Source organism: Nocardioides sp. NPDC057767, assembly GCF_042798275.1.
Taxonomy (GTDB): Bacteria; Actinomycetota; Actinomycetes; order Propionibacteriales; family Nocardioidaceae; genus Nocardioides.
This window is the reverse complement of sequence record NZ_JBHVKJ010000007.1, coordinates 92,532-116,007: the sequence shown is the minus strand read 5'-3', so window position 1 is coordinate 116,007 and position 23,476 is coordinate 92,532. Positions and strand designations below refer to the sequence as shown.

General features: G+C 69.7%; 20 protein-coding genes and 1 riboswitch. Of the genes, 3 read left to right on the top strand and 17 right to left on the bottom strand.

The features are described from left to right. Nucleotides 1-54 precede the first annotated feature (54 nt). A riboswitch (glycine riboswitch) is annotated at nt 55-146 on the bottom strand. An 82-nt stretch (nt 147-228) separates the two neighbouring features. The 11 genes from ACFVDI_RS06015 to ACFVDI_RS05965 all read right to left on the bottom strand — a co-directional run bounded on the left by ACFVDI_RS06015 (nt 229) and on the right by ACFVDI_RS05965 (nt 9,176). Beyond that, on the bottom strand, nt 229-846 hold the full coding sequence (locus ACFVDI_RS06015) for a MerR family transcriptional regulator (protein ID WP_378901643.1): 618 nt from the start codon (nt 844-846) through the stop codon (nt 229-231). A 275-nt stretch (nt 847-1,121) separates the two neighbouring features. Then, nucleotides 1,122-1,589 (bottom strand): bifunctional nuclease family protein, encoded by a 468-nt coding sequence (locus tag ACFVDI_RS06010; protein WP_378901640.1) that lies wholly within the window; start codon nt 1,587-1,589, stop codon nt 1,122-1,124. Nucleotides 1,590-1,645: 56 nt separating this feature from the next. Continuing rightward, entirely contained in the window at nt 1,646-2,398 is a 753-nt protein-coding gene (locus ACFVDI_RS06005; protein ID WP_378901637.1) for a MerR family transcriptional regulator, read from the bottom strand. Nucleotides 2,399-2,401: 3 nt separating this feature from the next. Continuing rightward, nucleotides 2,402-2,884, bottom strand: coding sequence for an FHA domain-containing protein (locus ACFVDI_RS06000; protein ID WP_378901634.1), 483 nt, complete (start codon nt 2,882-2,884; stop codon nt 2,402-2,404). 99 nt (nt 2,885-2,983) lie between these two features. Next, nucleotides 2,984-3,370 (bottom strand): glycine cleavage system protein GcvH, encoded by a 387-nt coding sequence (gene gcvH, locus ACFVDI_RS05995; RefSeq protein WP_378901631.1) that lies wholly within the window; start codon nt 3,368-3,370, stop codon nt 2,984-2,986. A 93-nt stretch (nt 3,371-3,463) separates the two neighbouring features. Further along, nucleotides 3,464-4,774 (bottom strand): DUF881 domain-containing protein, encoded by a 1,311-nt coding sequence (locus ACFVDI_RS05990; protein ID WP_378901628.1) that lies wholly within the window; start codon nt 4,772-4,774, stop codon nt 3,464-3,466. Between the two features lie 19 nt (nt 4,775-4,793). After that, a complete protein-coding gene (locus ACFVDI_RS05985; RefSeq protein ID WP_008359542.1) occupies nt 4,794-5,126 on the bottom strand; it encodes a small basic family protein in 333 nt (110 codons plus the stop codon). Next, on the bottom strand, nt 5,123-6,043 hold the full coding sequence (locus ACFVDI_RS05980) for a DUF881 domain-containing protein (protein ID WP_378901625.1): 921 nt from the start codon (nt 6,041-6,043) through the stop codon (nt 5,123-5,125). The genes ACFVDI_RS05985 and ACFVDI_RS05980 overlap by 4 nt, the downstream gene beginning before the upstream one ends. Continuing rightward, nucleotides 6,036-6,725, bottom strand: a complete 690-nt coding sequence (locus ACFVDI_RS05975; RefSeq protein WP_378901622.1) for a CDP-alcohol phosphatidyltransferase family protein — start codon at nt 6,723-6,725, stop codon at nt 6,036-6,038. The genes ACFVDI_RS05980 and ACFVDI_RS05975 overlap by 8 nt, the downstream gene beginning before the upstream one ends. Nucleotides 6,726-6,774: 49 nt before the next feature. Then, nucleotides 6,775-7,833, bottom strand: coding sequence for a hemolysin family protein (locus ACFVDI_RS05970; RefSeq protein ID WP_378901619.1), 1,059 nt, complete (start codon nt 7,831-7,833; stop codon nt 6,775-6,777). Then, nucleotides 7,833-9,176 carry a hemolysin family protein gene (locus ACFVDI_RS05965; RefSeq protein WP_378901616.1) on the bottom strand — a complete coding sequence of 448 codons (1,344 nt, stop codon included), beginning with the start codon at nt 9,174-9,176 and terminating at the stop codon, nt 7,833-7,835. The genes ACFVDI_RS05970 and ACFVDI_RS05965 overlap by 1 nt, the downstream gene beginning before the upstream one ends. A gap of 282 nt (nt 9,177-9,458) precedes the next feature. On the opposite strand from ACFVDI_RS05965, the gene ACFVDI_RS05960 reads away from it, so the two are divergent. Further along, nucleotides 9,459-11,090 (top strand): GMC oxidoreductase, encoded by a 1,632-nt coding sequence (locus ACFVDI_RS05960; protein ID WP_378901613.1) that lies wholly within the window; start codon nt 9,459-9,461, stop codon nt 11,088-11,090. A 148-nt stretch (nt 11,091-11,238) separates the two neighbouring features. On the opposite strand, the gene ACFVDI_RS05955 is transcribed toward ACFVDI_RS05960, so the two are convergent. From ACFVDI_RS05955 to ACFVDI_RS05945, 3 genes are all read right to left on the bottom strand, one after another. After that, complete coding sequence (locus tag ACFVDI_RS05955) at nt 11,239-11,574, bottom strand: DUF1048 domain-containing protein (protein WP_378901610.1); 336 nt, start codon at nt 11,572-11,574, stop codon at nt 11,239-11,241. Between the two features lie 138 nt (nt 11,575-11,712). Beyond that, nucleotides 11,713-13,005, bottom strand: a complete 1,293-nt coding sequence (locus tag ACFVDI_RS05950; protein WP_378901607.1) for a DUF222 domain-containing protein — start codon at nt 13,003-13,005, stop codon at nt 11,713-11,715. Between the two features lie 330 nt (nt 13,006-13,335). Continuing rightward, a complete protein-coding gene (locus ACFVDI_RS05945) occupies nt 13,336-15,060 on the bottom strand; it encodes a gamma-glutamyltransferase family protein (RefSeq protein WP_378901683.1) in 1,725 nt (574 codons plus the stop codon). 88 nt (nt 15,061-15,148) lie between these two features. Here ACFVDI_RS05945 and ACFVDI_RS05940 point away from each other — a divergent pair, with 88 nt between their 5' ends. Together ACFVDI_RS05940 and ACFVDI_RS05935 are read left to right on the top strand one after the other, a co-directional pair. After that, a complete protein-coding gene (locus ACFVDI_RS05940; RefSeq protein WP_378901604.1) occupies nt 15,149-16,270 on the top strand; it encodes a calcium:proton antiporter in 1,122 nt (373 codons plus the stop codon). A gap of 158 nt (nt 16,271-16,428) precedes the next feature. Next, nucleotides 16,429-17,826 (top strand): Gfo/Idh/MocA family protein, encoded by a 1,398-nt coding sequence (locus ACFVDI_RS05935; protein WP_378901602.1) that lies wholly within the window; start codon nt 16,429-16,431, stop codon nt 17,824-17,826. A 46-nt stretch (nt 17,827-17,872) separates the two neighbouring features. Here the strand turns inward: ACFVDI_RS05935 and ACFVDI_RS05930 are convergent, their stop codons facing one another. Genes ACFVDI_RS05930 through ACFVDI_RS05920 form a run of 3 tightly spaced genes read right to left on the bottom strand, consistent with a single transcriptional unit; the run spans nt 17,873 to nt 23,474 of the window. Beyond that, nucleotides 17,873-21,229: an ATP-binding protein gene (locus ACFVDI_RS05930; RefSeq protein ID WP_378901680.1), complete on the bottom strand. Its 3,357-nt coding sequence runs from the start codon at nt 21,227-21,229 to the stop codon at nt 17,873-17,875. 2 nt (nt 21,230-21,231) lie between these two features. Further along, nucleotides 21,232-21,897 carry a DUF4194 domain-containing protein gene (locus tag ACFVDI_RS05925; protein ID WP_378901600.1) on the bottom strand — a complete coding sequence of 222 codons (666 nt, stop codon included), beginning with the start codon at nt 21,895-21,897 and terminating at the stop codon, nt 21,232-21,234. A 56-nt stretch (nt 21,898-21,953) separates the two neighbouring features. Beyond that, nucleotides 21,954-23,474 (bottom strand): DUF3375 domain-containing protein, encoded by a 1,521-nt coding sequence (locus ACFVDI_RS05920; protein WP_378901599.1) that lies wholly within the window; start codon nt 23,472-23,474, stop codon nt 21,954-21,956. Nucleotides 23,475-23,476: the final 2 nt, after the last annotated feature.

The following is a 23,476-nucleotide window of genomic DNA, read 5'->3' as shown; positions in this document are numbered from 1 at the left end:
ACAACTCGTAAGCCCTCCCCCTCTGTCACCGCGCCTTCGCCGCTTCAGAGTTGCCTGGTCCGCACAGTCGTGGGTGCCTGAGAGTTTCCGGGGAGGAATTGCCCCTTCGGCGCCCCAACGAGTTGGGGCTCTCCCGTGCGGGATGGTCAGCACCCCCAGCATAAACGACCGGCCCTCGAGGTCCCGCGTCCGCGGGGCCTCGAGGGCCGGTGTCGACTGAGTCCTACGTCACCCGGCGTTGCGGGCGGCGCGGCGGGCAGCCAGCTCGTCGGACGCCGAGGGGACCTGCTCGCCGTCCTCGGCCGTACGCTCGCTGGGCAGCTCGGAGAGGGTCCCCTCGATCTCGCGCCAGACACCGCCGATGGCGATGCCGAAGACGCCCTGCCCGCCCTGGAGCAGGTCGATGACCTCGTCGTTGCTGGTGCACTCGTAGACCGAGGCGCCGTCGCTCATCAGGGTGACGCGGGTCAGGTCGTCGGTGCCCCGCTCACGCAGGTGGTGCACCGCGGCGCGGATCTGCTGCAGCGAGATGCCAGCGTCGAGGAGACGCTTGATGACCTTGAGGATCAGGATGTCGCGGAAGGAGTAGAGCCGCTGGGTGCCGGATCCGGTGGCGCCGCGCACGCTCGGCTCGACGAGACCGGTGCGCGCCCAGTAGTCCAGCTGGCGGTAGCTGATCCCGGCTGCGTTGCAGGCCGTCGGGCCGCGGTAGCCGGTGTCGCTCGGCAGTGGCGAGACATCGTCGGTGAAGAGAAGGCCCTGCTCGTCGGCCTGCTCCGCCGCGCGTTGCGCGTCGTCGGCGCCGTGGCCGGGCTTCTGCTCGTGGTCGAACACGATGTCCTCCATCGTCTACTCCGTTGTGCGTAACTCCACTCGGGGAATGAACGGCTGCGGCGGGGGGACCACACCGTTGGAGTTACAACAGAGACAACTACAAGGTAAGCGCCGCAAGGTCCCTGGTCAAAGAACCCCCTCCGGCGTGTCGTCCGACCTAACCCTCATGTGGAGAATGAGGCTTTAGATCACTGCCTGTCGCGACCAGAGCGTTCAGCACCAGCACGACGGCTCCGACCAGGAGGCACGCCCACATCCCGGGCAGGGTGAGGATCCCGGCAGCGACCTCAGTGGGACTCGAAGTCCTCGGGAGTGATCTCGTCGAGGAACTCGCGGAACTTCTCGATCTCGTCCTCCTGCTCGGCCGGGACGGCGAGCCCGGCCTCGTCGAGGACCTCGTCGGAGACGACGATCTTCGTGCCGGTACGCAGCGCCAGCGCGATCGAGTCGGAGGGCCGCGCGCTCACCTCGACGCCCGAGGCGAAGACCAGGTTGGCGTAGAAGACACGGTCGGTGACCGAGGTGATCTGCACCTCGGTCAGCTCGTTGCCGGTCGCCTCCACGATGTCCTTGAGCAGATCGTGGGTCAGCGGCCGCGGCGGCACCACGCCCTGCTGGGCGAAGGCGATCGCGGTCGCCTCCACCGCGCCGATCCAGATGGGCAGATATCGCTCACCGGCCACCTCGCGCAGCAGCACGATCGGCTGGTTGGAGGGCATCTCGACTCGGACTCCGAGCACATCGACCTCACGCATACAACAACCCTACCGCGTTCATGGCGACGCTCCGCGTCGCGCAGGGTTCGGGGCTCTCAGCCCCTGTTCAGCCCCGACTTCACCAAGGTGGCGTGCAGCCGGACGGCCAGGGAGGCGATCTCGCTACCGATCTCCTGAGCCTTGCCCTCGGCCTCGGCACGGCCGGGGCGACGGAGCGGAGCGACGATCTGCTCGATCAGACCGACCTCGCGGTCGGCCGCAGCCTTCATGCCACGCAGGTGACGGGGCTCGATGCCGAACTCGGCCAGTTCCTTGGCCGTGCGCGCGATCGCCAGGGCGTCGGTGTCGTAGTGACCGCTTCGCAGCGGCACCACCAGCGCCATCTTCTCCAGCTCGGTCAGCAGCGGGTCGTCGACCTCGGCGATCTTGAGGAGCTCGCGTCGCGAGATCCGCATGTGGTCGGTGCGCCGGAACGACTCCGCCCCGGGCGCGCCGTCGGGCGCGAGGGCGACCGTCGGGACGGTGGGCACGGTCGGCTCGATCGCCGGCGGCTCGAGGCCGCGGTCGATCGCGTCGAGGTGCTCACCGATGACCTTGAGCGGCAGGTAGTGGTCGCGCTGCATCCGCAGGATGTAGCGCAGCCGCTCGACGTCGCGGCGGGAGAACTTGCGGTAACCCGCGGGAGTGCGCTCCGGCTTGATCAGTCCCTTGTCCTCGAGAAACCGGATCTTCGGGATCGTGACCGTGGGAAAGTCTGGACGCAGCTGGTCCAGGACCTGCCCGATGTTGAGCCGCTCCCCCGAGTCGCTAGCCGGCCGTTGAGGGTCAGGCATCGCGGCGGCGGCCATCGGCTACGCCCCTTCGTGCCCGGCGTAGAAGACGAGCCGGAACTTCCCGACCTGGACCTCGTCGCCGTCCTTGAGGACGAGGTTCTCGATGCGGTCGCGGTTGACGTAGGTGCCGTTGAGGCTACCGACATCGGAGACCTCGAAGGTGTCGCCGGTGCGCTTGAACTCTGCGTGGCGACGCGACACGGTGACGTCGTCGAGGAAGATGTCGCTGTCCGGGTGACGACCCGCGACGACGGTGTCCTGGTCGAGCAGGAAACGGCTTCCGGCACCGGGACCGCGCTGCACGACGAGCATTCCGTTGCCCCGCGGCAGCGCCTCGACGGTGGCCGCCTCGATCGGGCTGAGCACCCGGTCGGACGTGTCGGCGTCAGCCCCGAGCTGAATCGTCGAGGTCTGGTCGGTCCCGGTCAGGCTTACGCCACACTGCGAGCAGAACCGCGCTTCGTCAGGGTTCTGGCTGCCGCAAGCGGGGCACACGGACATTTTGTAGCTCCAGGTTCATCGAGGGCCGGGCACACACCCTCAAGTTCACATTGAGGGATGTATCCGCAACCTATCAGGTCGGCCCAGGTATTCGGATGGTTACGCGTCGAGTGACGCCTCGTACGCCGCGGCGTCGAGGAGGCTCTCCAGCTCGGCAGGATCGGCCGGGGTGACCTCGAAGAGCCAGCCGCCGCCGTAGGGGTCGTCGTTGACCAGCTCGGGGGTCGCGTCGAGCGACCCGTTGACCGCGACGACCTCGCCCGAGATGGGCGCGTAGATGTCGCTGACCGACTTGGTCGACTCCAGCTCGCCGCAGCTCTCGCCGGCCTTGATCGTGTCACCGACCGCAGGCATCGAGACGTAGACGATGTCGCCGAGAGCGTCCTGGGCGTAGTTGGTGATCCCGATCCGTACGGAGCCCTCGGTCTCGCCAGGGTTGCGCAGCCACTCGTGCTCGCTGGTGTACTTCAGGTCCTCGGGATACACGGGCATCTCCTCATCAGGCGTACTGGTCTGGCTACGGAAGATCGTCCCGCGAGCCGGTTGACGAAACCCTACTGCGCCCCACCGTCGAAACGGTCAGCGGGACACGGTGTGAATCGACTCGATGTCGATCTTCTCCTCCGACTCGACCTCTACCTCCGCGCCCTGCTCCTCGAGCTGGTCCTGCGGGCCCTGGTAGAAGTCGATCGCACCGGCCAGCGTGTCGGGCGGACCGATCACCTTGAGGCGGTAGGGAGGGCTGATCAGCTCGCCGCTGACGTTGAGGCCGGCACCGGGCTGGCTGACCTCGATCGAGGACGAGGCGACCAGGCGTACGGCCTCTCCGTCGGCGCCCTCGATCTCCATCGCCTCGGCACCGCTGGTGCGCAGCTCCTCGATCAGGTCGAGGAGGGCGGTCAGCCGCAGCGGGTCGGCGCCGGGGTCGATCTCGATCGTGATCCCGGGCCCGCTGACCGGCACCGTCCCGGCGATGACCCGAAGCGTGTCGACCTGCTCCTCGGCCCGCTGCAGCGCGGTCTGCTGCTGGAGGGTCTGGTCCTCGAGCTCGTCGCGGGTCGCCTCGAGCTCCTCGATCTGCTCCTGCGCCTTCTGCGTCGTGCCGGCCAGACCGGAGAGGATGTCGATCAGCTCCTGCTCGCGCAGACCGGCGTAGGTCGAGTCCTCGGTGTTCGTCTGAACCTGCACCACGGCGGCATAGCCGAGTACGCAGAGCAGGACCGCCACGGCCACCTGGCCGCGCCGGAAGTGGGTCAGCGCGTCGAAGAGGCGTGCCCGGCCGACCAGCGGCGCCGGCTCCTCCTCAGGCTCCTCCTCCGGCTCGTCGGACTCATCAGGCTCATCGGCCTTCTGGGTCGTCGGCAGCTCCTCGGCCTCGGCGACCTCGGCGTTCTCCTCGGCCTGCTCCTCGCCCGTCGCGCCCTCGACCTCGTCGGGCTCCGCGGCGTCGGCCGCGTCCACCTCGTCGGCGTCGTCGGCATCCTCGACGTCCTCGGCCGCCGGATCCTCCGCAACCGTCGACGAGACAGGCTCGTCAGGCTCCACGAAGTCGACGGGCTCGACAGGCTCGACGTCGTCCGACTCCTCGGGCTCCTTCTCGGAACCCTCCTCGGCGACCGGCTGCTCAGGCTCGTCGCCGGCCTCGTCGGCCCCGGTCTCCCGACCCTCCTCGGCCTTCTCCTCAGTCACTTCCGTCTCCGACGGCTCCTCGACGTCCGAGGCGTCGGTCGTCTCGACAGACTCCGTGGGCTCCTGCTCAGCAGACTGCGTACCAACGTCTGAGGCCTCGGGCGTGGTGACGTCCTCGGTGACGGTCTCCTCCGCCGGGGTGGCGGGCTTCTTCGCCGGTGCCTTCTTCGCGGGGGTCCGCTTGGCCGCGGTCCGCTTCACCGTCGGCCTCCTCTTCCGGTCAGGCATGGAAGATGTGCCTCCGGATGGCTGCGACGTTGGTGAAGATGCGGATACCCAGGACGACGATGACGCCCGTGGACAGCTGGCCGCCGACGCCCAGGCGGTCACCGAGGTAGACGATGCCCGCGGCGATGACGACGTTGCTGATGAACGAGACGACGAAGACCTTGTCGTCGAAGATGCCGTCCATGAACGCGCGCAGCGCACCGAAGACGGCGTCCAGCGCGGCGACGACGGCGATCGGGAGATAGGGCGCCAGACCGACGGGCACCTCGGGCTGGAAGAACAGTCCCAGCACGATGCCGATCACTAGGCCGATGACGGCGATCATTCTTCGCGGTCCCCTTCGCTGTTCTGTTCAGTGTCTTCGTCGGTGTTGTCGGTGGGCTTCGAGTCCTTGGACCCCTTGGACTCCGCCCCGAGATGGGTCAGCTCCAGCAGATCGGCCGGCGCCGCGGGGAGGGTCAGCCGGTCGATGTTCTCGACCTCGTAGGGCATCCCGTAGTCCTGCGTCGTGGTGTGGATCATCGCGCCGGAGACCGTCTCGGCAAAGCGTGCGGCCAGCGTACGCGTATCGCCGATCGCCGACACCTCATAGGGCGGCGAGAGGGAGACGTCGTTCATCCGGAGCGTCGCACCGGAAGTGATCACGCCGCTGCGCGCGGTGACCCGCTGGCCGTCGACGGATACGGCGCTGGCGCCGGCCTCCCACAGCCCGTTGACGATCACGGCGAGATCGTAGTCGCGGACGGTGCCGCCCTCGTTGCCGTCGGCGGCGTTGTCGATCGTGATCCTGATCCCCGAACCGGTCACCGGCGCGAACCCGGTCGCCTCCGCGGTCTTGGCAGCGGTCGAGGAGGCGGACTTGGCCCGCAGGCCGAGCGAGTTCAGCGACCCGTCGCTTCGCTGGTTGTCCTCGCGGAGCGCGGAGATCTGGCGGTGCAGGTCGGCGATCCGGTCCTGGCGCTGCTCGATGCGGTCGACCAGGACCTGCCTGCTGGTCTGGCGGACGTCCTCGTTGCGGGAGGTCTGCACCGCCGCGGTGGTGGCGAGCAGCGCGAACAGCCCGACGACCACCATCGCCCACACGCCCGGTCGGCGTCGCCGGGTCGGCGCCTCCTCGGAGGGCTCGCGCCGGGCCGCAGCGGCCATGTAGTCGGAGTCGATCGACTGGTCGGTGATGCGGTCCAGCAGCGGCTTGGTGACGTAGGCGCGCAGGTCCTCGGAGCCGGGGATCTGGTCAGGCACGGGTCGACCCGCCCTTCTCCAGCGGCGGCGTGGTGGCCATCAGGCGGCGCAGCTCCTGGGCGTAGAGGACCAGGCTCCACCACAGCAGCAGGATCCCCCACAGTGCGAACGCCCAGCCGAACGCCTGCGCGACCTGGATCGGCAGGCTCGGCTCCAGGCCGAGATCGAGCTTCTCGGGGATGTCATGGCTCAGGTAGAGCAGCGGGAAGGAGGCCAGCAGGCAGAAGGCGGCCACCTTGCCGAGGAGATGGACCGGCAGCGTACGCACCCCGCGGCTGCGCAGCGCCGGGATCATCGCGAGCAGGCCCACGAGCCGCAGCGGCACCAGCAGCGCGATCGGCCACGGGATCACGTCGATCTGCCACAGCGCGAGCGTCGCGGCCAGGACGAAGACGGTGCTGGCGACCACGTCGAGGAGCTCGCCCGCGCGGCGGCCACCGAGCTGCTTGCGGTTCAGCCAGCTGTCGAGCAGATCGGTGACCACAGCGAGGCAGAAGGCGGCCAGCGCGATCGTGTCGTCCTCGGCGATCATCACAGCCCACAGCACCACCGGGGCGTAGATCAGCCGCAGGATGCTGAGCAGCTTGCCGAGCACGGGCTGGTTGCGGTCGGCCGGGCCCAGCGGTCGCCGCGAGCCCCGGCCATGTTGCAGGCGGGGATCACCGGATCGACGGTTGGGCATCTGCGGGCTCTCCTCTGTCACCAGACGCGGCACGGACAAACCCTAGTGCTTACTCGGTGGGGGTGGAGTCATCGGCATGGGCGGCATCGCGGATCTCGCCGACGAGCTCCTCGATGACATCCTCCAACGTCGCCAGTCCGATCGTGCTGCCGTCCTCGCGTACGACCCGGGCCATGTGGGCGCCGCGGCGCTGCAGCGTCTCGAGCGTCTCGTGGAGCGCGTCGTCGGGTGTGACCGTCGCGAACGGGCGGATCCACTTGTTCTGGACCGGCTGCCGGCGGCGTTGCTCGTCGGGCTCCAGCACGTCCTTGATGTGCAGGTAGCCGACCAGGTCGCCGCCCCCGTCGGCAACCGGGAAGCGGCTGTAGCCGGTCGAGGCACAGACTCCCTCGATGTCGGCGCCGGAGGCGCCCCGCGGCACGATCGTCCAGTCGTCGATCGGGATGGTGACCTTGGCGACCGTCTTCTCGGTGAAGCCGAGCGCACCGGTCAGGCGGCCGTATTCGTCCTCCTCGAGGAGGCCCTCGCCGCGCGACTCCTCGACCATGGCGGCCACCTCCGCGCGGGTGAACGCGGAGCTCACCTCGTCCTTGGGCTCGATGCCGAGCGCCCGGACGCAGAGGTTGGCGACGTAGTTGAACGCCACGATGATCGGCCGCAGCACGTAGACGACCGCGTAGATGGCCGGGCCGAGCACCAGGGCGGCCCTGTCCGGGCCGGCCAGAGCGATGTTCTTCGGCACCATCTCGCCGACCACCACGTGCAGGTAGGTGACCACGAGCATCGCGATCACGAACGCGACCGGGTGGTGGAACGCCTCGGGCAGGCCGATCAGGTCGAAGCCGGGCTCGAGCAGGTGCGCGAGCGCCGGCTCGGTGATCGCCAGCAGGAGCACCGAGCAGACGGTGATGCCCAGCTGGGCGCCGGCCATCATCAGGCTGATGTTCTCCATCGCCCGCAGGGTGATCCGGGCCATCTGCGACCCCGCCTGCGCGGCCGGCTCGATCTGGCTGCGCCGGGCCGAGACCAGGGCGAACTCCGAGCCCACGAAGAAGCCGTTGGCGAGCAGCAGCACCAGGCCGAGCAGCAGTCCCATCGTCGTCGACATCAGCCGATCACCTGCATCGAGATCCGGTCGATCCTACGCCCGTCCATGACCTCCACGGTCAGCTTCACGTACCGCGCGTAGACGTCGTCGTCATCGGAGTCGGGCGGCGGGCTGCCGGGCACGGTCAGCTCGGCGGTCGCACCCCGCTCGGGGATGCGGCCCAGCAGGCTCAGCATCAGGCCGGCGACGGTGTCGTAGTCCTCCCCCTCGGGCAGGGCGACACCCGTGATGTCCTCGACCTCGTCGGGGCGCAGCAGGCCCGACAGCGACCAGCCGCCGTCACGGCGCAGCCTGGCCCGGGCGCTGAGCGGGTCGTGCTCGTCTGCGATATCGCCCACGATCTCCTCGATCACGTCCTCGAGGGTGACGATGCCGGCCTGGTCTCCGTACTCGTCGAGCACCACCGCCAGCTGGAACCCCTCCGCGCGCAGCAGCGCCATCAGCGGATCCAGCCGCAGCGAGTCGGGCACGACGACCGGCGGCACCATCAGGTGCTTGACCTTGGCCGTTGGCCGCTCGTGCACCGGCAGCGCCACCGCGGCCTTGACGTGCACGGTGCCGACCACGGCCTCGTTGTCGTCGAGCACCGGGAAGCGGGAGTTGCCCGTACGCCGGGTCAGCTCGATCAGCGTCTCGGCGCGGTCGTTGTGGTCGAGGCTGTGCACACGTACGCGCGGGGTCATGATCTCGCCCGCGGTGCGGGTGCCGAACTCGACCGAGCGCTCCATCAGCTCGGCCGTGTCGGCATCGAGGGTGCCCTCGTGGGCGCTGCGCTGGATCAGCGAGGAGAGCTCGGCCGAGCTGCGCGCGGAGCGCAGCTCCTCCTGCGGCTCCATCCCCAGGCGGCGGACGATGGCGTTGGCGGTGCCGTTGAGCACCTTGATCGGGCCGCGCATGATCCGGGTGAAGGCCCGCATCGGCCCCTGGGTGGCGCGGGCGGTCTGCAGCGGCAGGGCCAGCGCGAGGTTCTTGGGGACCAGCTCGCCGAAGAGCATCGTCACGATGGTGGAGAGGATCAGCGCGACGGTCAGCGCGATCGGCGTCACCGCACCCTCCGGAAGTCCGGTGGCGAGCAGCGGCGCGTCGATCAGCTCGGCGATCGCCGGCTCCGACATCCAGCCGATGCCGAGGTTGGTCACGGTGATGCCGACCTGCGCGCCGGAGAGGTTGCTGGAGAGCTCCTTCATCGCGCGCAGCACGCCTTGGGCGCGCTTGTCACCCTGCTCGGCGGCCATCTCCACCTGGGAGTGGTCGACGGTGACCAAGGAGAACTCGGCCGCGACGAACACGCCGCAGGCGGCGACCAGCAGCAGCGCCAAGAGGATGAAGAGGACCTCGGTCATCGAGCCCACCTCGCTCGGTACAGCCTCGAATCAGACGGCGGGCATGGATATTGGCCGGGTTGCGGTCCGTCCATCGGGGTTCAGATCGTCCTTAGCTGTTGGAAGTGCCGTCAGCCTACATGGCTGTGGTTGCGCAGCCTGCGTTGCTGCGCCGCCCGCCCGGCGAGGTGTCGCGTAACGGACACAGTTGTCCAGAACGGCGCCGTGAGCCTTGACACACTTCGCCCGTTCGTCAACTCTTACGCGGCAACAACCGAAGATTCACGAGCCGAGGGAGTCCCCTTGACCAAGTCCTCGTTGCCCACGTCTGCCACCAGACGTACGTTCCTCGCCGGGGCCGCCGGTGCGGCCGGCGCCGCTGCGAGCGGACTGCTCGCCGGTCCGGCCGCCGCCTCCTCGCCCCGCCGCGTACGGCTGGCCCGGGAGGAGCACCGCGCGGTCGTCATCGGGTCCGGTTTCGGCGGCGGCGTGGCCGCCCTGCGGCTGGCCGAGGCGGGCGTACCGGTCACCGTGCTCGAGCGCGGTCGCCGCTGGCCGACCGGACCGGACGCGCAGACCTTCCCGACGGTGCGCTCGCTCGACAAGCGGGTCCTGTTCCACACCACCACGCCCGAGGCGCTCAAGCCCCTGCAGAAGCTGCTCGGCACGCCGCTGAACTTCGGACCGTACGTCGGCCTGCTCGAGCCCGTCCTCGGCCAGAACATGCTCGCCATGTGTGCGGCCGGCGTCGGTGGCGGATCGCTGGTCTACCAGGGCATGACGCTGCAGCCCTCCGCGGAGGTCTTCGACACCTGGTTCCCGAACGAGCTCGACTACGAGCTCATGGACCGGGTCCACTATCCGCGCGTGGCCCGGATGCTCGGCGCCGCGACCGCGCCCGACGAGCTGATCGCCTCGGACAACTACCGGGTCTCGCGTACGTTCGGCGCGCGCGTCCGGGCCGCGGGCTACGACCTGCAGAAGATCCCGATGCCCATCGACTGGTCCTACGCGCTCGCGGAGCTGCGTGGCGAGATGGCGCCGTCCTACACCAACGGCGACTGCGCGCTCGGAGTCAACAACGGCGGCAAGCACTCCGTCGACGTCACCTACATCCGGCAGGCCGAGGCCACCGGACTCGTGCAGGTGGCAACCCGGCACAACGTGACGTCGGTCGCCCGAGCCGCTGACGGTCGCTGGGAGGTCCACGTCGACCGCACCGACGACGCCGGAGACGTGGTCGAACAGAAGATCCTGACCACCCGGGCGCTGGTGATGGCGGCCGGCTCGCTCAACACCAGCAAGCTCCTGGTCCGCGCCGCGGCCACCGACGCCATCCCCGACCTCCCCGAGCAGCTCGGTCAGGGCTGGGGCACCAACGGCGACCGGATCTACATGTGGCGCCCCTTCGACGAGAACCTCACCGGCACTCAGGGCGGGCCCGTCGTCTACCAGAGCCAGGACTGGACCGACCCGAAGACGGCCAACACCGTCATCCAGGCATCGGTGCCCCCACTCCCCCTCGGCCTCGACTTGGGCGCCACGATGCTGGTCGGCTTCGGGGTCAGCGCCGACCGTGGCAGCTTCCGCTACAGCTCGCTGACCGACTCGGTGACCCTGCGCTTCCCCGTCGGCGGCGACGCGGCGAGCTATCGCGCCATCCACGAGCGCGTGTCCCGCATCAGCGGCGGGCTCGGGGCCCTCATCGACACCAACGCCATCGTCAACAGCACCTGGCACCCCCTCGGCGGCGCCAACATGGGCACCGTGTGCGACCTCGACGGCCGCGTCCAGGGCCAGGACGGCCTCTACGTCCTGGACGGAGCGCTCATCCCCGGCACCACCGGCGCCTGCAACCCATCCATGACCATCGCCGCCGTCGCCGAGCGCGCCATGGACAACATCGTCGCCAAGGACGTCGGGGCGGTCATCTGAGCAGCTCCTGACGAGCCGCAGAACTCTGCAATGCAAAATTCTGCAGAATTTCTCGAAAAGGGGTGACAACCTCTTTGGTGATGCGGCAACATTGTTCTTGCCCCGCTGGTGACCCGAGACGCCAGCGGGGCTCTTACGTTTTCGGACATCAGGCGAGCTTGTCGGCGACCTTGTTGAGGTTCGCGCGCAGCTTGGCGCGGTAGTCGTCCTGCTGCTCGGGCAGCCTGGCGTCGCAGAACGCGGCCAGGTCGGGCCCGGTGACCTCGACGACGCTGCGGCCGGCGGCGGCTTCGGTCTCGAAGAGGTCGAGGATGTCGCGCAGGATCTCGACGATGTCCATGCCGTCGCCGGTGGTGAAGCGCCACATGTAGTTCTTCATCTCGGCATACACGGTGCGGTAGTCGGCGGGGAGCTCTGCGGCGCGGGCTTCCATGCGCTTCCAGTCCTTCTTGTCGCCGATGAGGCGGGTGAGGATGTTGTTCATGGTGGTGCTCCTTCGTTTCGGTGCCTGTTCTGTGGCCTCGGTTTGGGGCCGTGGAAGAAGCGTGCAGGCCTGACGTAGCGTCAGGGTCAAGCACTGATCCGAAGAAAGTTCTCGAGGGCCTCGAGCCTGCCTGGAGTGTCAGGCGGCGAGGGTGTGTTCGAGCAGTACGTTGCGCAGCGTGAACTCTGCCCGGGACAGGGGTGGTGGGTCTTGGCCCCAGGTGTCGGGTGGCGGGCTCGTGTAGGTGTGGCCCGTGGGTGTGATGGTGGTGATGCTGCCGTCGGGTCCTGGTCTGGCCTGCCAGCCGAGGGCTTCTTTCGCTTGATTGCAGCGCTCGCAGAGCCCTTGGAGGTTCTCGGCGTTGGTTTGGCCGCCGTCGGTGTGGCGTTGGATGTGGTCGATGTTGCGGATCGGGGCATCACACCCGTTGGTCCTGCAGATCCCACCGTCGCGAGTCACGATGAACTCGGCCAGTCCGTCGGGGGCCTTGCGGGAGCGTGATTCCATCGCGACGAGGTGGCCGGCGGGGTCGGTGAAGAGGCGGCGGACGAACACCTCGGCGTCGGCCATGGCCTCGCGGGCCCAGGTGGCGGGGACGGGTCCGTAGCCCTCGACCAGCGCAGGCTGGTCGGCGTCATGTGCGAGCGCGTCGGCGGTCATGACGATCTTGACCTCGATACGCGGCTTAGCCCCGGTCTCGCGGCCGGTGACGCGGTCGACGAGGGTGTCGGCCATGACCTGACCCCGGCTCCGCTCATCCCCGGCGGCGCGGGCGGCATTGGCGGCCTGATCCAAGGCAGCGAAGACCGCAACGCCGTCCTTGACCGGGAGCAGGGCGCCGAGCCAGATCATCGTGTCGGGCGCCGGCCGGAAGCTGACGCGCCGGTCTTTGGCGGCGTTGGCGGCGCGCTCGACGACCGAGGCTTGGTCGAGGGCGATCGCAAGCTTCTTGGCGGCGTTCTCGAGCTGCCGCAGTCCCATCGACACCGCCTTCACCGACTGCCCGTCCGACCCGGTGGCGCAGAGCTCGTGGTCGATGACCCGACGGTCTTCCAGGGACAAGCAGGCGGTTTCGCGGGCCAGGATGGTGGCCTGCCATTGGGAGAACAGGCCGGCTTTCATCAACGCGAAGGTGTGCGGCATTTCCGCGATCAGGACCTTCGCCAGTCCCAGCAGCTTCGCACCCTTGGCCGGGGCGACCCGCCGAGCCAGCGCGACCTGGGAGGCGACCCCTTCGCCCAGCTTGCGGGCAGGAACCCCCGCGGCTGATTGCCGTGCCCGGGCGGCTTCCTCGAGACGTACCGAAGCCTCCGCTTGCACCGCTCCGGCGCGGCACTTGACCGTTTCGAGGCGAGCTATCCAGTCGACCAGCTCACCCTCGGACGCACCTGGAGGTGGCCCGTCGAGAAGACGGTCGATGGCCTCGTACATAGTGATTATTATATGCGTTCGAACACCATCACGCTACCTGTTTTTGCTGTTCAGAAGCCAGTTAAGCAGTCAGCGAACAAGTCACGTGAGTGCTGCGCCACACCCTCGCCGCCGCCCCGATATAGGCGAAATCTTTCTCGATCGGGTGCCGGGTCAAGGATGGCCGAAGGCCACCGGCGAAGCCGGCGCCCGCAGGGCGTCCTTGACGCGGCGCGCGATCGAGAAACACTCAAAGCAAGGGTCGGCGGCGAACCCTGAAACGAAAGAAACAGTACCTAAGCGAGGTTTCCTCACGGGTGGTCTCGACAAGCTCGACCAGCAGGAAGCAACCTACCGCCCGACCGCGTACCCCTGCGCGCCCCGAGGGTTAGCAGCAGCAGAAAGCGTGCCGGTGCCAGGATCACGAGTGACCGCGGAGAGCCGCCCGAGAGACCAGTCGCCGCTGAGCTCAACCTTGTGGCCCCGAGATCGCAAGCCCTCGATGACCTCGACACCGAGCCGATCCTCGAGCACCGCGCCAGCGGGAACCCACGTGCGCGGCCAGAAGGACCCCGGGAAAGAGGTCGAGTGGAGCGCGGGCGCGTCGATGGCCTGCTGAGGCGAGTAGCCCCCGACGAGAGTGCGCAGCAGATAGAGCAGCTGCCACTGGTCCTGCTGGTCACCACCCGGCGAACCGACGGCGGCGACAGCCCGCCCCTCCCGGAGGACGAGGGTCGGGGTGAGCGTGGTGCGCGGTCGGCGACCGGGGGTCAGCGTCGAGGGCAGCCCCGGCTCGAGCCAGGTCATCTGCAGCCGGGTGCCGAGACAGAAACCGAGCTCGGGGATCGTGGGCGAGGACTGCAGCCACCCGCCCGAGGGGGTCACGGCGATCATGTTGCCCCAGCGGTCGGCGACATCGATGTGGCACGTGTCGCCACGGGTCTCTCCCGCCCGCGAGACCGTCGGCTCCCCCACCCCGGACGCGGCGGCGGCGGGATCGTAGGTCTCGCGCAGCGGCGGGAAGGCCGTCGCGCCCAGCCCGGGCCTGACCTCGGCCGAGGCGACATCGGTGATCAGGGGACGGCGGGCGGCTGCGTACTCCTTGGAGAGGAGCGTCGCGATCACCTCCGGGTCGGCGCCGTCGCCGTAGTGGGCGTCCCGGTCGGCGAAGGCGAGCTTGGTCGCCTCCAGGATGGTGTGCGCGCCGGCCGGGTTGCTCGGGTCGAGCAGCGCGTCGTCGAGCGGCTCGAGCAGGTTGAGCGTCTGCAGGAGCACCGGTCCCTGCGTCCACGGCCCCGCCTTCGCGATCGTGTGACTGCGGAACTCGGTCGTCACCGGCTTCTCGTACGCAGCCGAGAACCCCGCCATGTCAGCGGCCGTGATCACCCCGGAATGATCGGTTCCGGAGGAGTGGCGGTGCGGGGTGCGTACGAACCGTTCGATCGCCTCCGCGACGAACCCGCTCCCCCAGGCAGCGCGAGCCGCGTCGATACGCTCCTCGCGGGTCGCGGCGCCCTCGCCTGCGGCGACGAGGCGGTCGAGCAGGGCGGCGTAGGCCTCGTTGCGGACCATCGTGTCCGGCTTCGGGGGCTGACCGTCGACGAGCCAGTGGGCGGCCGAGGTGGGCCAGTGGTCGCGGAAAAGGTCGGCCACGGTGGCGATCGTGGCAACCGCGCGCCCCAGGATCGGGTGGCCGTTGCGGGCGTAGTCGATGGCGTAGGCGAGGACCTCGCCCAGCTCCCAGGTGCCATGGTCGCGCAACAGCATCAGCCAGGCCTCGACGGCCCCAGGCACGGCGGCGGCCAGCGCACCCGAGCCCGGTACCAGCTCGAGGCCCTCGGCGCGCATGTGCTCCGCGGAAGCACCGGCCGGTGCGGGCCCCTGGCCCATCAGCACCGTCGCCTCACCGCCGGCCGGCGCGAAGATCCCGACCAGGTCGCCGCCCGGGCCGTTGAGGTGGGGTTCGACCACGTGCAGCACGAACCCGCCTGCCACCACCGCGTCGAAGGCGTTGCCACCGCGCTCGAGCACCGCCTGCGCCGCACCGCTGGCCAGCCAGTGCGTCGAGCCGACCATGCCGAACCTCCCCAGCAGGTCGGGACGGGACTTGAACACGGCTGGTGGGGTGTAGGTCGAGTGCACGCCCTCAGGCTACGGTCACCCCATGAGTGCGCCAGCGGTCCGGGGCCGCCTGCAATGGTCAGTGGTCGTGCCGATCCTCGCCGTGGTCGTACTGGTGTTCGCATGGCTGCGACACGACCACTGGTCGATCCTCGCCGTGGTGGCGGCGGTGCTGATCGGCGCGGTGCTGAGCTCGGTCCACCACGCCGAGGTCGTCGCGCACCGGGTCGGCGAGCCGTTCGGGTCGCTGATCCTGGCGATCGCGGTGACCGTGATCGAGGTCGGCCTGATCGTGATGCTGATGACCAGCGGCGGCGACAACACCAGCACCTACGCGCGTGACACCGTCTTCGCCGCGGTGATGATCACCCTCAACGGCATCGTCGGGCTCTCGCTCATGGTGGGTGCCCTCAAGCACGGCCTGGTCAGCTTCAACGCTGCCGGCACCGGCTCGGCGGTCGCCACCGTCATCGCCCTGGCCGGGCTCACCCTCGTGCTGCCCAGGTTCACGACGTCCGCGCAGGGCCCGCAGTACTCCCCCTCACAGCTGGCGTTCGCCGCCATCGCCTCGCTGGCGCTCTACGTCGCTTTCCTCTTCACCCAGACCGTTCGCCACCGCGACTTCTTCCTGCCCGTCACCAGCGACGAGCACGGCCGGATGACCGGGCTCGTCGACCTCGACGAGGACGGCCACGCCGACCCGCCCTCGGCGGGCGAGGCGGGGCTCAGCCTGGCTCTCCTGCTGGTCTCGCTCGTCTCGGTGGTCGGCCTGGCGAAGGTGCTCTCCCCCACGATCGAGAACACCGTGAAGACCCTCGGCTTTCCCTACGCCGTCGTCGGCGTGGTGATCGCCCTCCTCGTCCTGGCCCCGGAGTCGATCGCGGCGGTCCGCAACGCCTCCCGCGACCGGGTCCAGACCAGCCTCAACCTCGCCTACGGCTCCGCGATGGCCTCGATCGGCCTCACCATCCCCACGATCGCCGTCGCGATGATCTGGCTCAGCGGCCCGCTCGTGCTCGGCCTCGAGCCGACCCAGATCGTGCTGCTGGTCATCACCGTCTTCGTCACCGGCCTGACCGTCGTCCAGGGCCGCGTCTATGCGCTGCAAGGGTTCGTCCATCTGGTCCTGATGGCGTCCTTCCTGTTCCTGTCGATCCAGCCCTAAGAGATCACCGACTAAGCCTAGTGCTCGTTTATGATCGATTAGGCCACATTTCGATCATCCTTGACAAGAGGACGTCCCACTCGGGACATTGGTCGGCAACCCCGCGGGCTGCCAGCTGTCCGCAGGTCGATCTGAGGGAGTGGTCTCGAATGCTTGACATGTCCTACCCCAGCCGCCGCACCGTCCTCGGTGGCGCGATCGCCGCCACCGCCGTCGTAGCCGGCGGCGCTGTGCTCAGCCCCGCGAGCGCAGCGCCGGCCCGCAGACCAGGCCAGAAGTCGATGGTCGGCGTCCCCTTTGAAGCAGTCGACACCGTCCGGGTCGGCGTGATCGGTCTCGGCAACCGCGGCATGGGCATGCTCGGCGGCTGGGCCGCGGTACCGGGCTGCACCGTTGCCGCCGTCTGCGACATCCGCGCCCCGCGGGCCAAGACCGCTGCTGACCGGATAGCGGCAGCGGGCAAGCCGCGGCCGGCCGAGTACGGCGGCAGCTCGTCGTCGTACCAGGAGATGCTCAGCCGCGAGAACCTGGACCTGGTCTACATCGCCACTCCGTGGGAGTTCCACTACGCACAAGGCAAGGCCGCGCTCCTGGCCGGCGCGCACGTCGGCGTGGAGCTGCCGATCGCGACCGAGCTCGACGAGCTCTGGGACCTGGTCGACACCTCCGAGCAGACCCGCAGGCACCTCTGGCTGATGGAGAACTGCAGCTACGGCCGCAACGAGCTGGCGATGCTGAAGATGGCCCACGAGGGTGTCTTCGGCGACGTCACCAACGGCCACGGCGGCTACCTGCACGACCTGCGCGAACTGCTCTTCAGCGACACCTACTACACCGACGCCTGGCGTCGGAAGTGGCACACCCGGAGCATCGCCAGCTTCTATCCGATGCACGGGCTGGCTCCGATCGCGGCGGCGATGGATATCAACCGCGGCGACCGGATGCTCACCCTTCAGGCGACGGCCACCGCTCCGCGAGGGCTGGCCGACTACCGCGAGCGCCACGTGCCCCGCGACCACCCGTCCTGGCAGGAGGAGTACATCAACGGCGACCTGATCACCTGCATGATCAGCACCCAGCAGGGTCGGGTGATCCGTGCCGAGCACGACGTCTCCTCACCGCGTCCCTACAGCCGGATCAACAGCCTGGCCGGCAGCCGGGGCATCATGGAGGACTACGTGCCGGTGGGCGCCGCGGGCGCAAGGGTCTACCTCGAGCCGGACCACAGCGGGCATTCCTGGCGCGACTTCACCTCCTACCGCGACGAGTTCGACCACTGGCTGTGGAAGACCGTCGGCAGTCAGCCGAACCCCGGTGGCCACGGCGGCATGGACTACATCCTGCAGTGGCGGGTGATCCAGCAGATGCGCGCAGGGCTGGTGCCCGACATCGACGTCTACGACGGCGCCGTGTGGTGCTCGCCGGTGCCGCTGAGCGTCCAGTCGCTCGACAACGGCGGGCGACCGGTCAGCGTACCGGACTTCACGCGCGGCAGGTGGGCCGACAAGCGTCCCGGCCTGGACTCCCGTCAGTCCGAGATGCCGCCGGTCGCCTGAGCTGCGAGCTTCGCCCCCGCCTCGCCAGGACTCAACAGCCGAGCGATCACGAGGCCGGAACCTCCTCGAGGCCGACCTCCAGCTTCGGGAACGAGTGGCCCTCGGCGTCCTTGAGCACCGTGTATTGCACGTCGACGTGCGGCTCGATGGCGCTGTGCTTGTCGTTCGGCGCACCGATGATGAGCTGGAACCCGAGACCCCGCCAGGCCCCGATGGCCCGGCCGGTGAAGCGGGCGTCGGCCTTGATCAGCGCCTCGTCGAGGAAGACGGGGGCGTAGCGCGGACGCTCCGCGCCGGCGTCACCGAGCTGGTAGCGCAGGGCGGCACCGACGATGAACGCCACCAGTTCCTGCGACTCCCCGCCCGACTTCTCGCCGATGTGGTCGTAGAGGGCGACGTGCTCACCGGTGTCGGCGGTGACCTTCTCGGCGCTGACACGGACGTGGTTGCGGACGTCGATCAGGTCGGTGAAGTCGGGTGCGGTGCGGCGCATACGGTCGATCAGGCGAGACATCCGGGTGTAGGCCTGCTCGCGGATCTCGTTGGTCGAGGCCCTCCCGATGAGGTCGCGCACCGCGCGGAGCTCCTTGCGGAAGCGGCCGCGCACCGCCGACTGGCCCTCCTGGGTGTCGATCCGGAGCCGGTGGTCGTCGTCGTTGAACGGCAGCTCGGCGAGGATCTGGTTGATCGGGTCGATCCGGTCGCGGATCTCGCGCACCGCCCGAGCCAGGGTCGAGTCGAGGTTGGTCAGGTCGTTGCCCGACAGGTTGAGCAGGGAGTCGCGCCACTCGACCTCGAGCTCGTGCAGACCGCTGGTCTGCAGCTCGTCGAGGAGCCGGTCGAAGTCGGCGTAGGAGGCGTCGGGGTCGGTGTGGAGGTTGGGGTTGGGCCAGCGCTCGAGGAAGGCCTCGAAGGTCTGGCGGAGCTGGGCGCGGGCCGCACCGATCGTCTCCTGGGCACCGGTGCGGTCGGCGTCGAGGCTCTCCCCTGCCCGGGCGAAGACCGCGTCGAGCTCGGCGAGCGCGTCCTCACGCCGGCCGGCCGCCTCACCGCCGGACACCTTGAAGAGCTGCTCGAGATAGTCGGCCTGGGCCGGTGCGATCTCGGTGCCGGAGGCCGCCGCCTCCTCCAGCGCGTCCTTGGCTCGGTCGACCTGCTCGACCACGTCGCTCCAGCGTGTGTCGAGGTCCTTGAAGGCGCTCTTGGCGGCGCCGATCCCCTCACGCAGCGAGTCGACCTTGGTCCGTGCCTCCTTCAGCCGCTTCTGGAGCGTGGCGATCTCCGGGTTGTCGGCGGTGACCTCCTCGATCACCGCGGCCCACCGGTCCCGCTCGGCGGTGGCTCCGGCGACGTCGATCTGGTCCCAGGTCAGGGCGGAGACCGCCTTGAAGGACGTACGCCGCAGGTCGAGCTGCTTGATGGCCCGCTCGGCCTCCGCGACCGCCGTCCTCGCCTTCTCGGCGTCCTGGCGGGCGGTCTCGAGGAGCTCGGTGAGCTCGGCGACGCGACGGGTGTTGGTGAAGCCGAGCACGTTGCCGGCCCCCTGCCCGCCATGGGCGCCGCGCGAACCCTGGGAGACCTGCCCGGTCACGGTCAGCGCCATCCGGTGCTGGCCGAGCAGCGCGGGGGTCTGCACGCAGACGTAGCCGTGTCGTTCGGCCAGTCGCTTCTTGAGCCAGCCGGTGAACACACCGCGGCGGTAGTCGAGGCGACCCGGAAGGGTGCCCTCGTCCAGGATCGTGGTGTCCTTCGTCCCGGTGGGCACCGCCTCGTAGCGGATCCGCGTGCGCTGCCGCACCGAGTCGATCGCCGCCCGGAACGCGCCGACATGGGCCGCGTCGACGAGCATGGTGGTCGCGAAACCGCCCAGCGCCAGGTTGAACGCCTCGCGCCAGGCCTCGTGCTCGGTGCGGACCTCGACCAGCTCGCCCACGAACGGCATCTCCGCCGGGCTCAGCCCGGCCGCCTCGGCCAGCACCGCACGGGCCGCGCGCAGCGGCTCGGGGATGTTGTTCTTGGTCTTCTCGGCATCGGCGAGCTCGGTCTCGAGCCGGCCGACCACCTTGATCGCCTCGGCCTCGGCGGCCCGTGCGGCGGCATAGTCGTTGAGCGCGGTGGTGCGGGCGTCGTCGTCGACCAAGGCCTGCTGCGCGGTCGACTGGAGCGCCTCGAACTCGGCCGCGGTCGTCACCGCAGCGCCGAGGACGGCGAGCTCGCCCTCGAGTGCCTCCCGGGCTCGGCGCACCTGATCGGCCCGACTCTCGGCCGACCTGATCTCGCGAGTGGCCTCCTCGAGACGGCGACCGCCGGAGGCGGCGACCGTGACCGCGAGGCCGTCACGCTCGGACTCGGCGGCGTCGATCAGCGCCTGCTTCTCAGCCACCGTCTTCTCCGCGGCGCTCCGGCGCGAGCTCAGGTCGGCCTCGAGCTCGCTGAGCAGGTCGACCCGCTTGCCCGCTCGCCACAGCCCGGCGGGCGTCGCCTCGTCGCCGAAGGCACCGATCCCGTCGATGACCTCCAGCCGGGAGGCGGCGTCCTCGATGGCGACGCGGAGCTCGCGGATCGGCGTCAATGCGCGCACCTGCTGCTGCGCGGTGACCATCCGCTCCCTGGTGGCGGATAGCTCGTCGAAGTGGGCGACGACGCCGTCCGCGGTGGCGATGCTCTCGGGCTCCTCGAGCACCATCTTCTTGTAGAGGTCGTCGACCGTGGTGATCTGCTGGCCCGCCTGGATCCGGCCGAGCAGGTTGACCGCCTTCTCGCCGTCGCCGGCCGCACCGATGCCGAGGGCCGAGTGGATCCGGGCGGTGAAGTCACGGTCGGTGTCGATCGGGGTCAGCCCGACCTCGGCGACCGCGGCGCGCGTGAACCGGTGGGCGGCGACCGGCTCCAGGTCGCGTACGTCGAAACCCGCCTCTGCCACGGCACGGAGCTTGGTCACGTCGTCGAGGTTCTTGGCGGAGGCGGGGACGTACCAGGCCCGGACCGCGGTGAAGCGGGCACCGGTCTGGTCCGCCCACGTCATCGCGATCGCCGACCAGGTGTCGCGGCCGTCGCCGCGCAGCACCCGGATCTTGGTGCCCTCGGCGGTCTTCGCCTCGTCGATCTTGCCGCGTGCGTAGGAGAGGATGTTGCGCTGGTCCTGACCCCTGGGTCGCCCCACGACACCGCCGTTGGACGCGCCGTTGAAGGGCGTCGTGTGCGGCATGATCAGGGCGATGTAGGCGTCCATCAGCGTCGACTTGCCCGACCCGGAGCCTCCGGTCAGCAGCGTCGCGCTCGGCGAGAAGCGCACCCGGTGGGCGCCGTCGTAGCCGCCCCAGTTGACCAGCTGCAGCTCGCTCGCGACCCACTGCCGCCCGGTCGAGCGCTCCGGGATGAGGCCGAAGAGGCTGTCGATCATGTTCACTGCTCGGTCTCCTCGTCCGCGCTCACGGCTCGACCACCGGATTCCCTCAGCCACTCCTTGAGCTCGGCGAGCTTCTCGACGCTCAGCACGATCTCGACCAGCGGCGTGATCCGGTAGCGGTCCTCCGACTCCTCCTCGAGGAGCCCTTCCCGGGCGAGCCGCTCGACGGCCCGACGGATCTCGCGGCGCGGGGCGGCGTCGCCGCTGGCGACGTCGAAGTAGGTGAGCACGGTCTGCTCCAGCTCGTCGGCATCGACCCGCGCGGAGCTCTGGCCCGCGCCACGCTCACGCTGGAAGACGGTGCGCAGATGGACCAGCACCAGCGTCTCGGCGCGGGAGTAGGCGTCGTCCTTGAGGAGCACCGGGACGTCCAGCTCCTCCGAGCGCACCTGCCGCTTGTAGGCGATCCCGCGGTCGTGGTCGACCACGAGCCGCACGAACAGGTCGTGGAGCCGCGACTCGATCACCGCCTGGTGGTCGAGCAGCGTGCGCCACTGGCGCGGGCTCCGCTCCGCGGTGATGAACCGGCGGCGCAGCAGCTGGACCAGCACCCGGCGTACGTCGGCGTCCAGCACACCGCGGTCGCCGACGAAGAGCTCGGTCGGGTCGTCCTCCATCGAGACGGGCTCGATGAAGCCCTCCGGCTCGCTGCCGTACGCCACCTCCTGACTCTCAACCTCAACCTGAGGGTCAGCCTCGGTCGGTGTCACCGTCTCGCTCAACGCCCGTCCCCTTCTGCGGCCCCGTCGCCGTCTTCAGTCGCCATCATCGTGCCGAGCCGCACCCCGCCGAACGCGAACCTGCGTCGGACCCCGTCGGCCCGGACCGCCTCGATCGTGGAGATCTCCCCCGTCTCGGCGATCCCGCGACGGTGCGCGATCTCCAGCAGCCCGAGCAGGTCGACCGGTCGCCTGATCTCCTCCGGGGCGGCCGCGAACACCTCGGCCAGGTCGACCGGCCCCTCGGCTGCCGCCACATAGGCGTCCAGGTGGGCCTCGATCGCCCGGTAGCCCGGTCCGCCCCAGGCCTTGGTGTCCTCGACCGCGCTCTCTACGTCGCGCCAGTCGGCCAGCGGCGCAGGCGGCTCGGGCGGACGCAGCTCGCTGACCGACTGGCGCAGGTGGCCCAGGTCGGCGAGGGGCAGCCGGCGCAGCGGCTCGATGGCCTCGGCCGGCCGCGAGGTCGGCATCCACGCCTGGAAGCCGACCATCACATCGCGCAGCAGGTCGTCGACCTGCCGGTCGCGGGCCGGGTCGTGCGTACGCACCTGGGTGGTGATCACGTGGGAGGCGGTCTGCTGGGCGGCCAGCACCTCGGCGACCCCGGCCTCGATCCGGCGCCCGACCGCGGCGAGCTCGGCCCGCTCGGGCGGGCCCATCGCCTTCGTGAACCGGTGCCGCAGGACCGTACGCAGGTTGCTGGCCAGGTCGTCGAGACGGCGCGGGTCGCCGATCATCCGCAGCGCACCGGCGAACGCCTTGCCCTCCGGCGTCGAGGCCATCACGTCCTTGCCGCGCTGCAGGTACTCCCGCAGGACCTCCCCGGCCGGGCGTACGTCCTGGCGCAGATCGGTCACCACGTCGCGCTGCATCGCCCGGATCGACTCGACCACGCGGGCGAAGTCGGCCGGGAGCTCGCGGGTCAGGTGGAGGATGTTCTCGGCCTGCTCCAGCAGGGTGTCGTCGTCGACGGTGTCGACCACGCCGGTGCGGTCCAGACGGGCGATCTCGGCGCGGCGCTCGGCGATCTCCTCGGTCAGCCGGGCCACCCGGGTGAGCACGTCGGGGTCCGCGTCCTGGGCGAGCCGCTCGACCGCCTCCAGCAGCGTCCGAACCCGCGACTCGGAGACCCGCGCCCGTGACCCGCTCGCCCGGCCGGCGATCTCCAACGCACCCACCGCATGGGCGGAGAGCCGGTAGACCTCGTCCTCGCCCTCGATCTGGCGCAGCAGCCACCCGGCGCGCACCCACTGGCGGCACAGGTCTCGCGCGGTGCCGACGGGGAGCATCGCCTCTCCGCCCTCGCCCTCGGCGTGGCCGGTGGACCGGAGCCGGTCCAGCATGTCGCCGATCTCGGCGTGCGCGTCCACCACCGGGACCGCGGCCCGCTCGGAGGTGAAGGTCACCGAGAGCACCGCCACCACGAACGGGGCGAACCGGCCGTGCAGGAGGTCGAGCATCGGGTTCCTGAAGGCGGCCAGAGCCCCGGCGTACGCCGCCTCCACGCGAGTGTCACTCATCG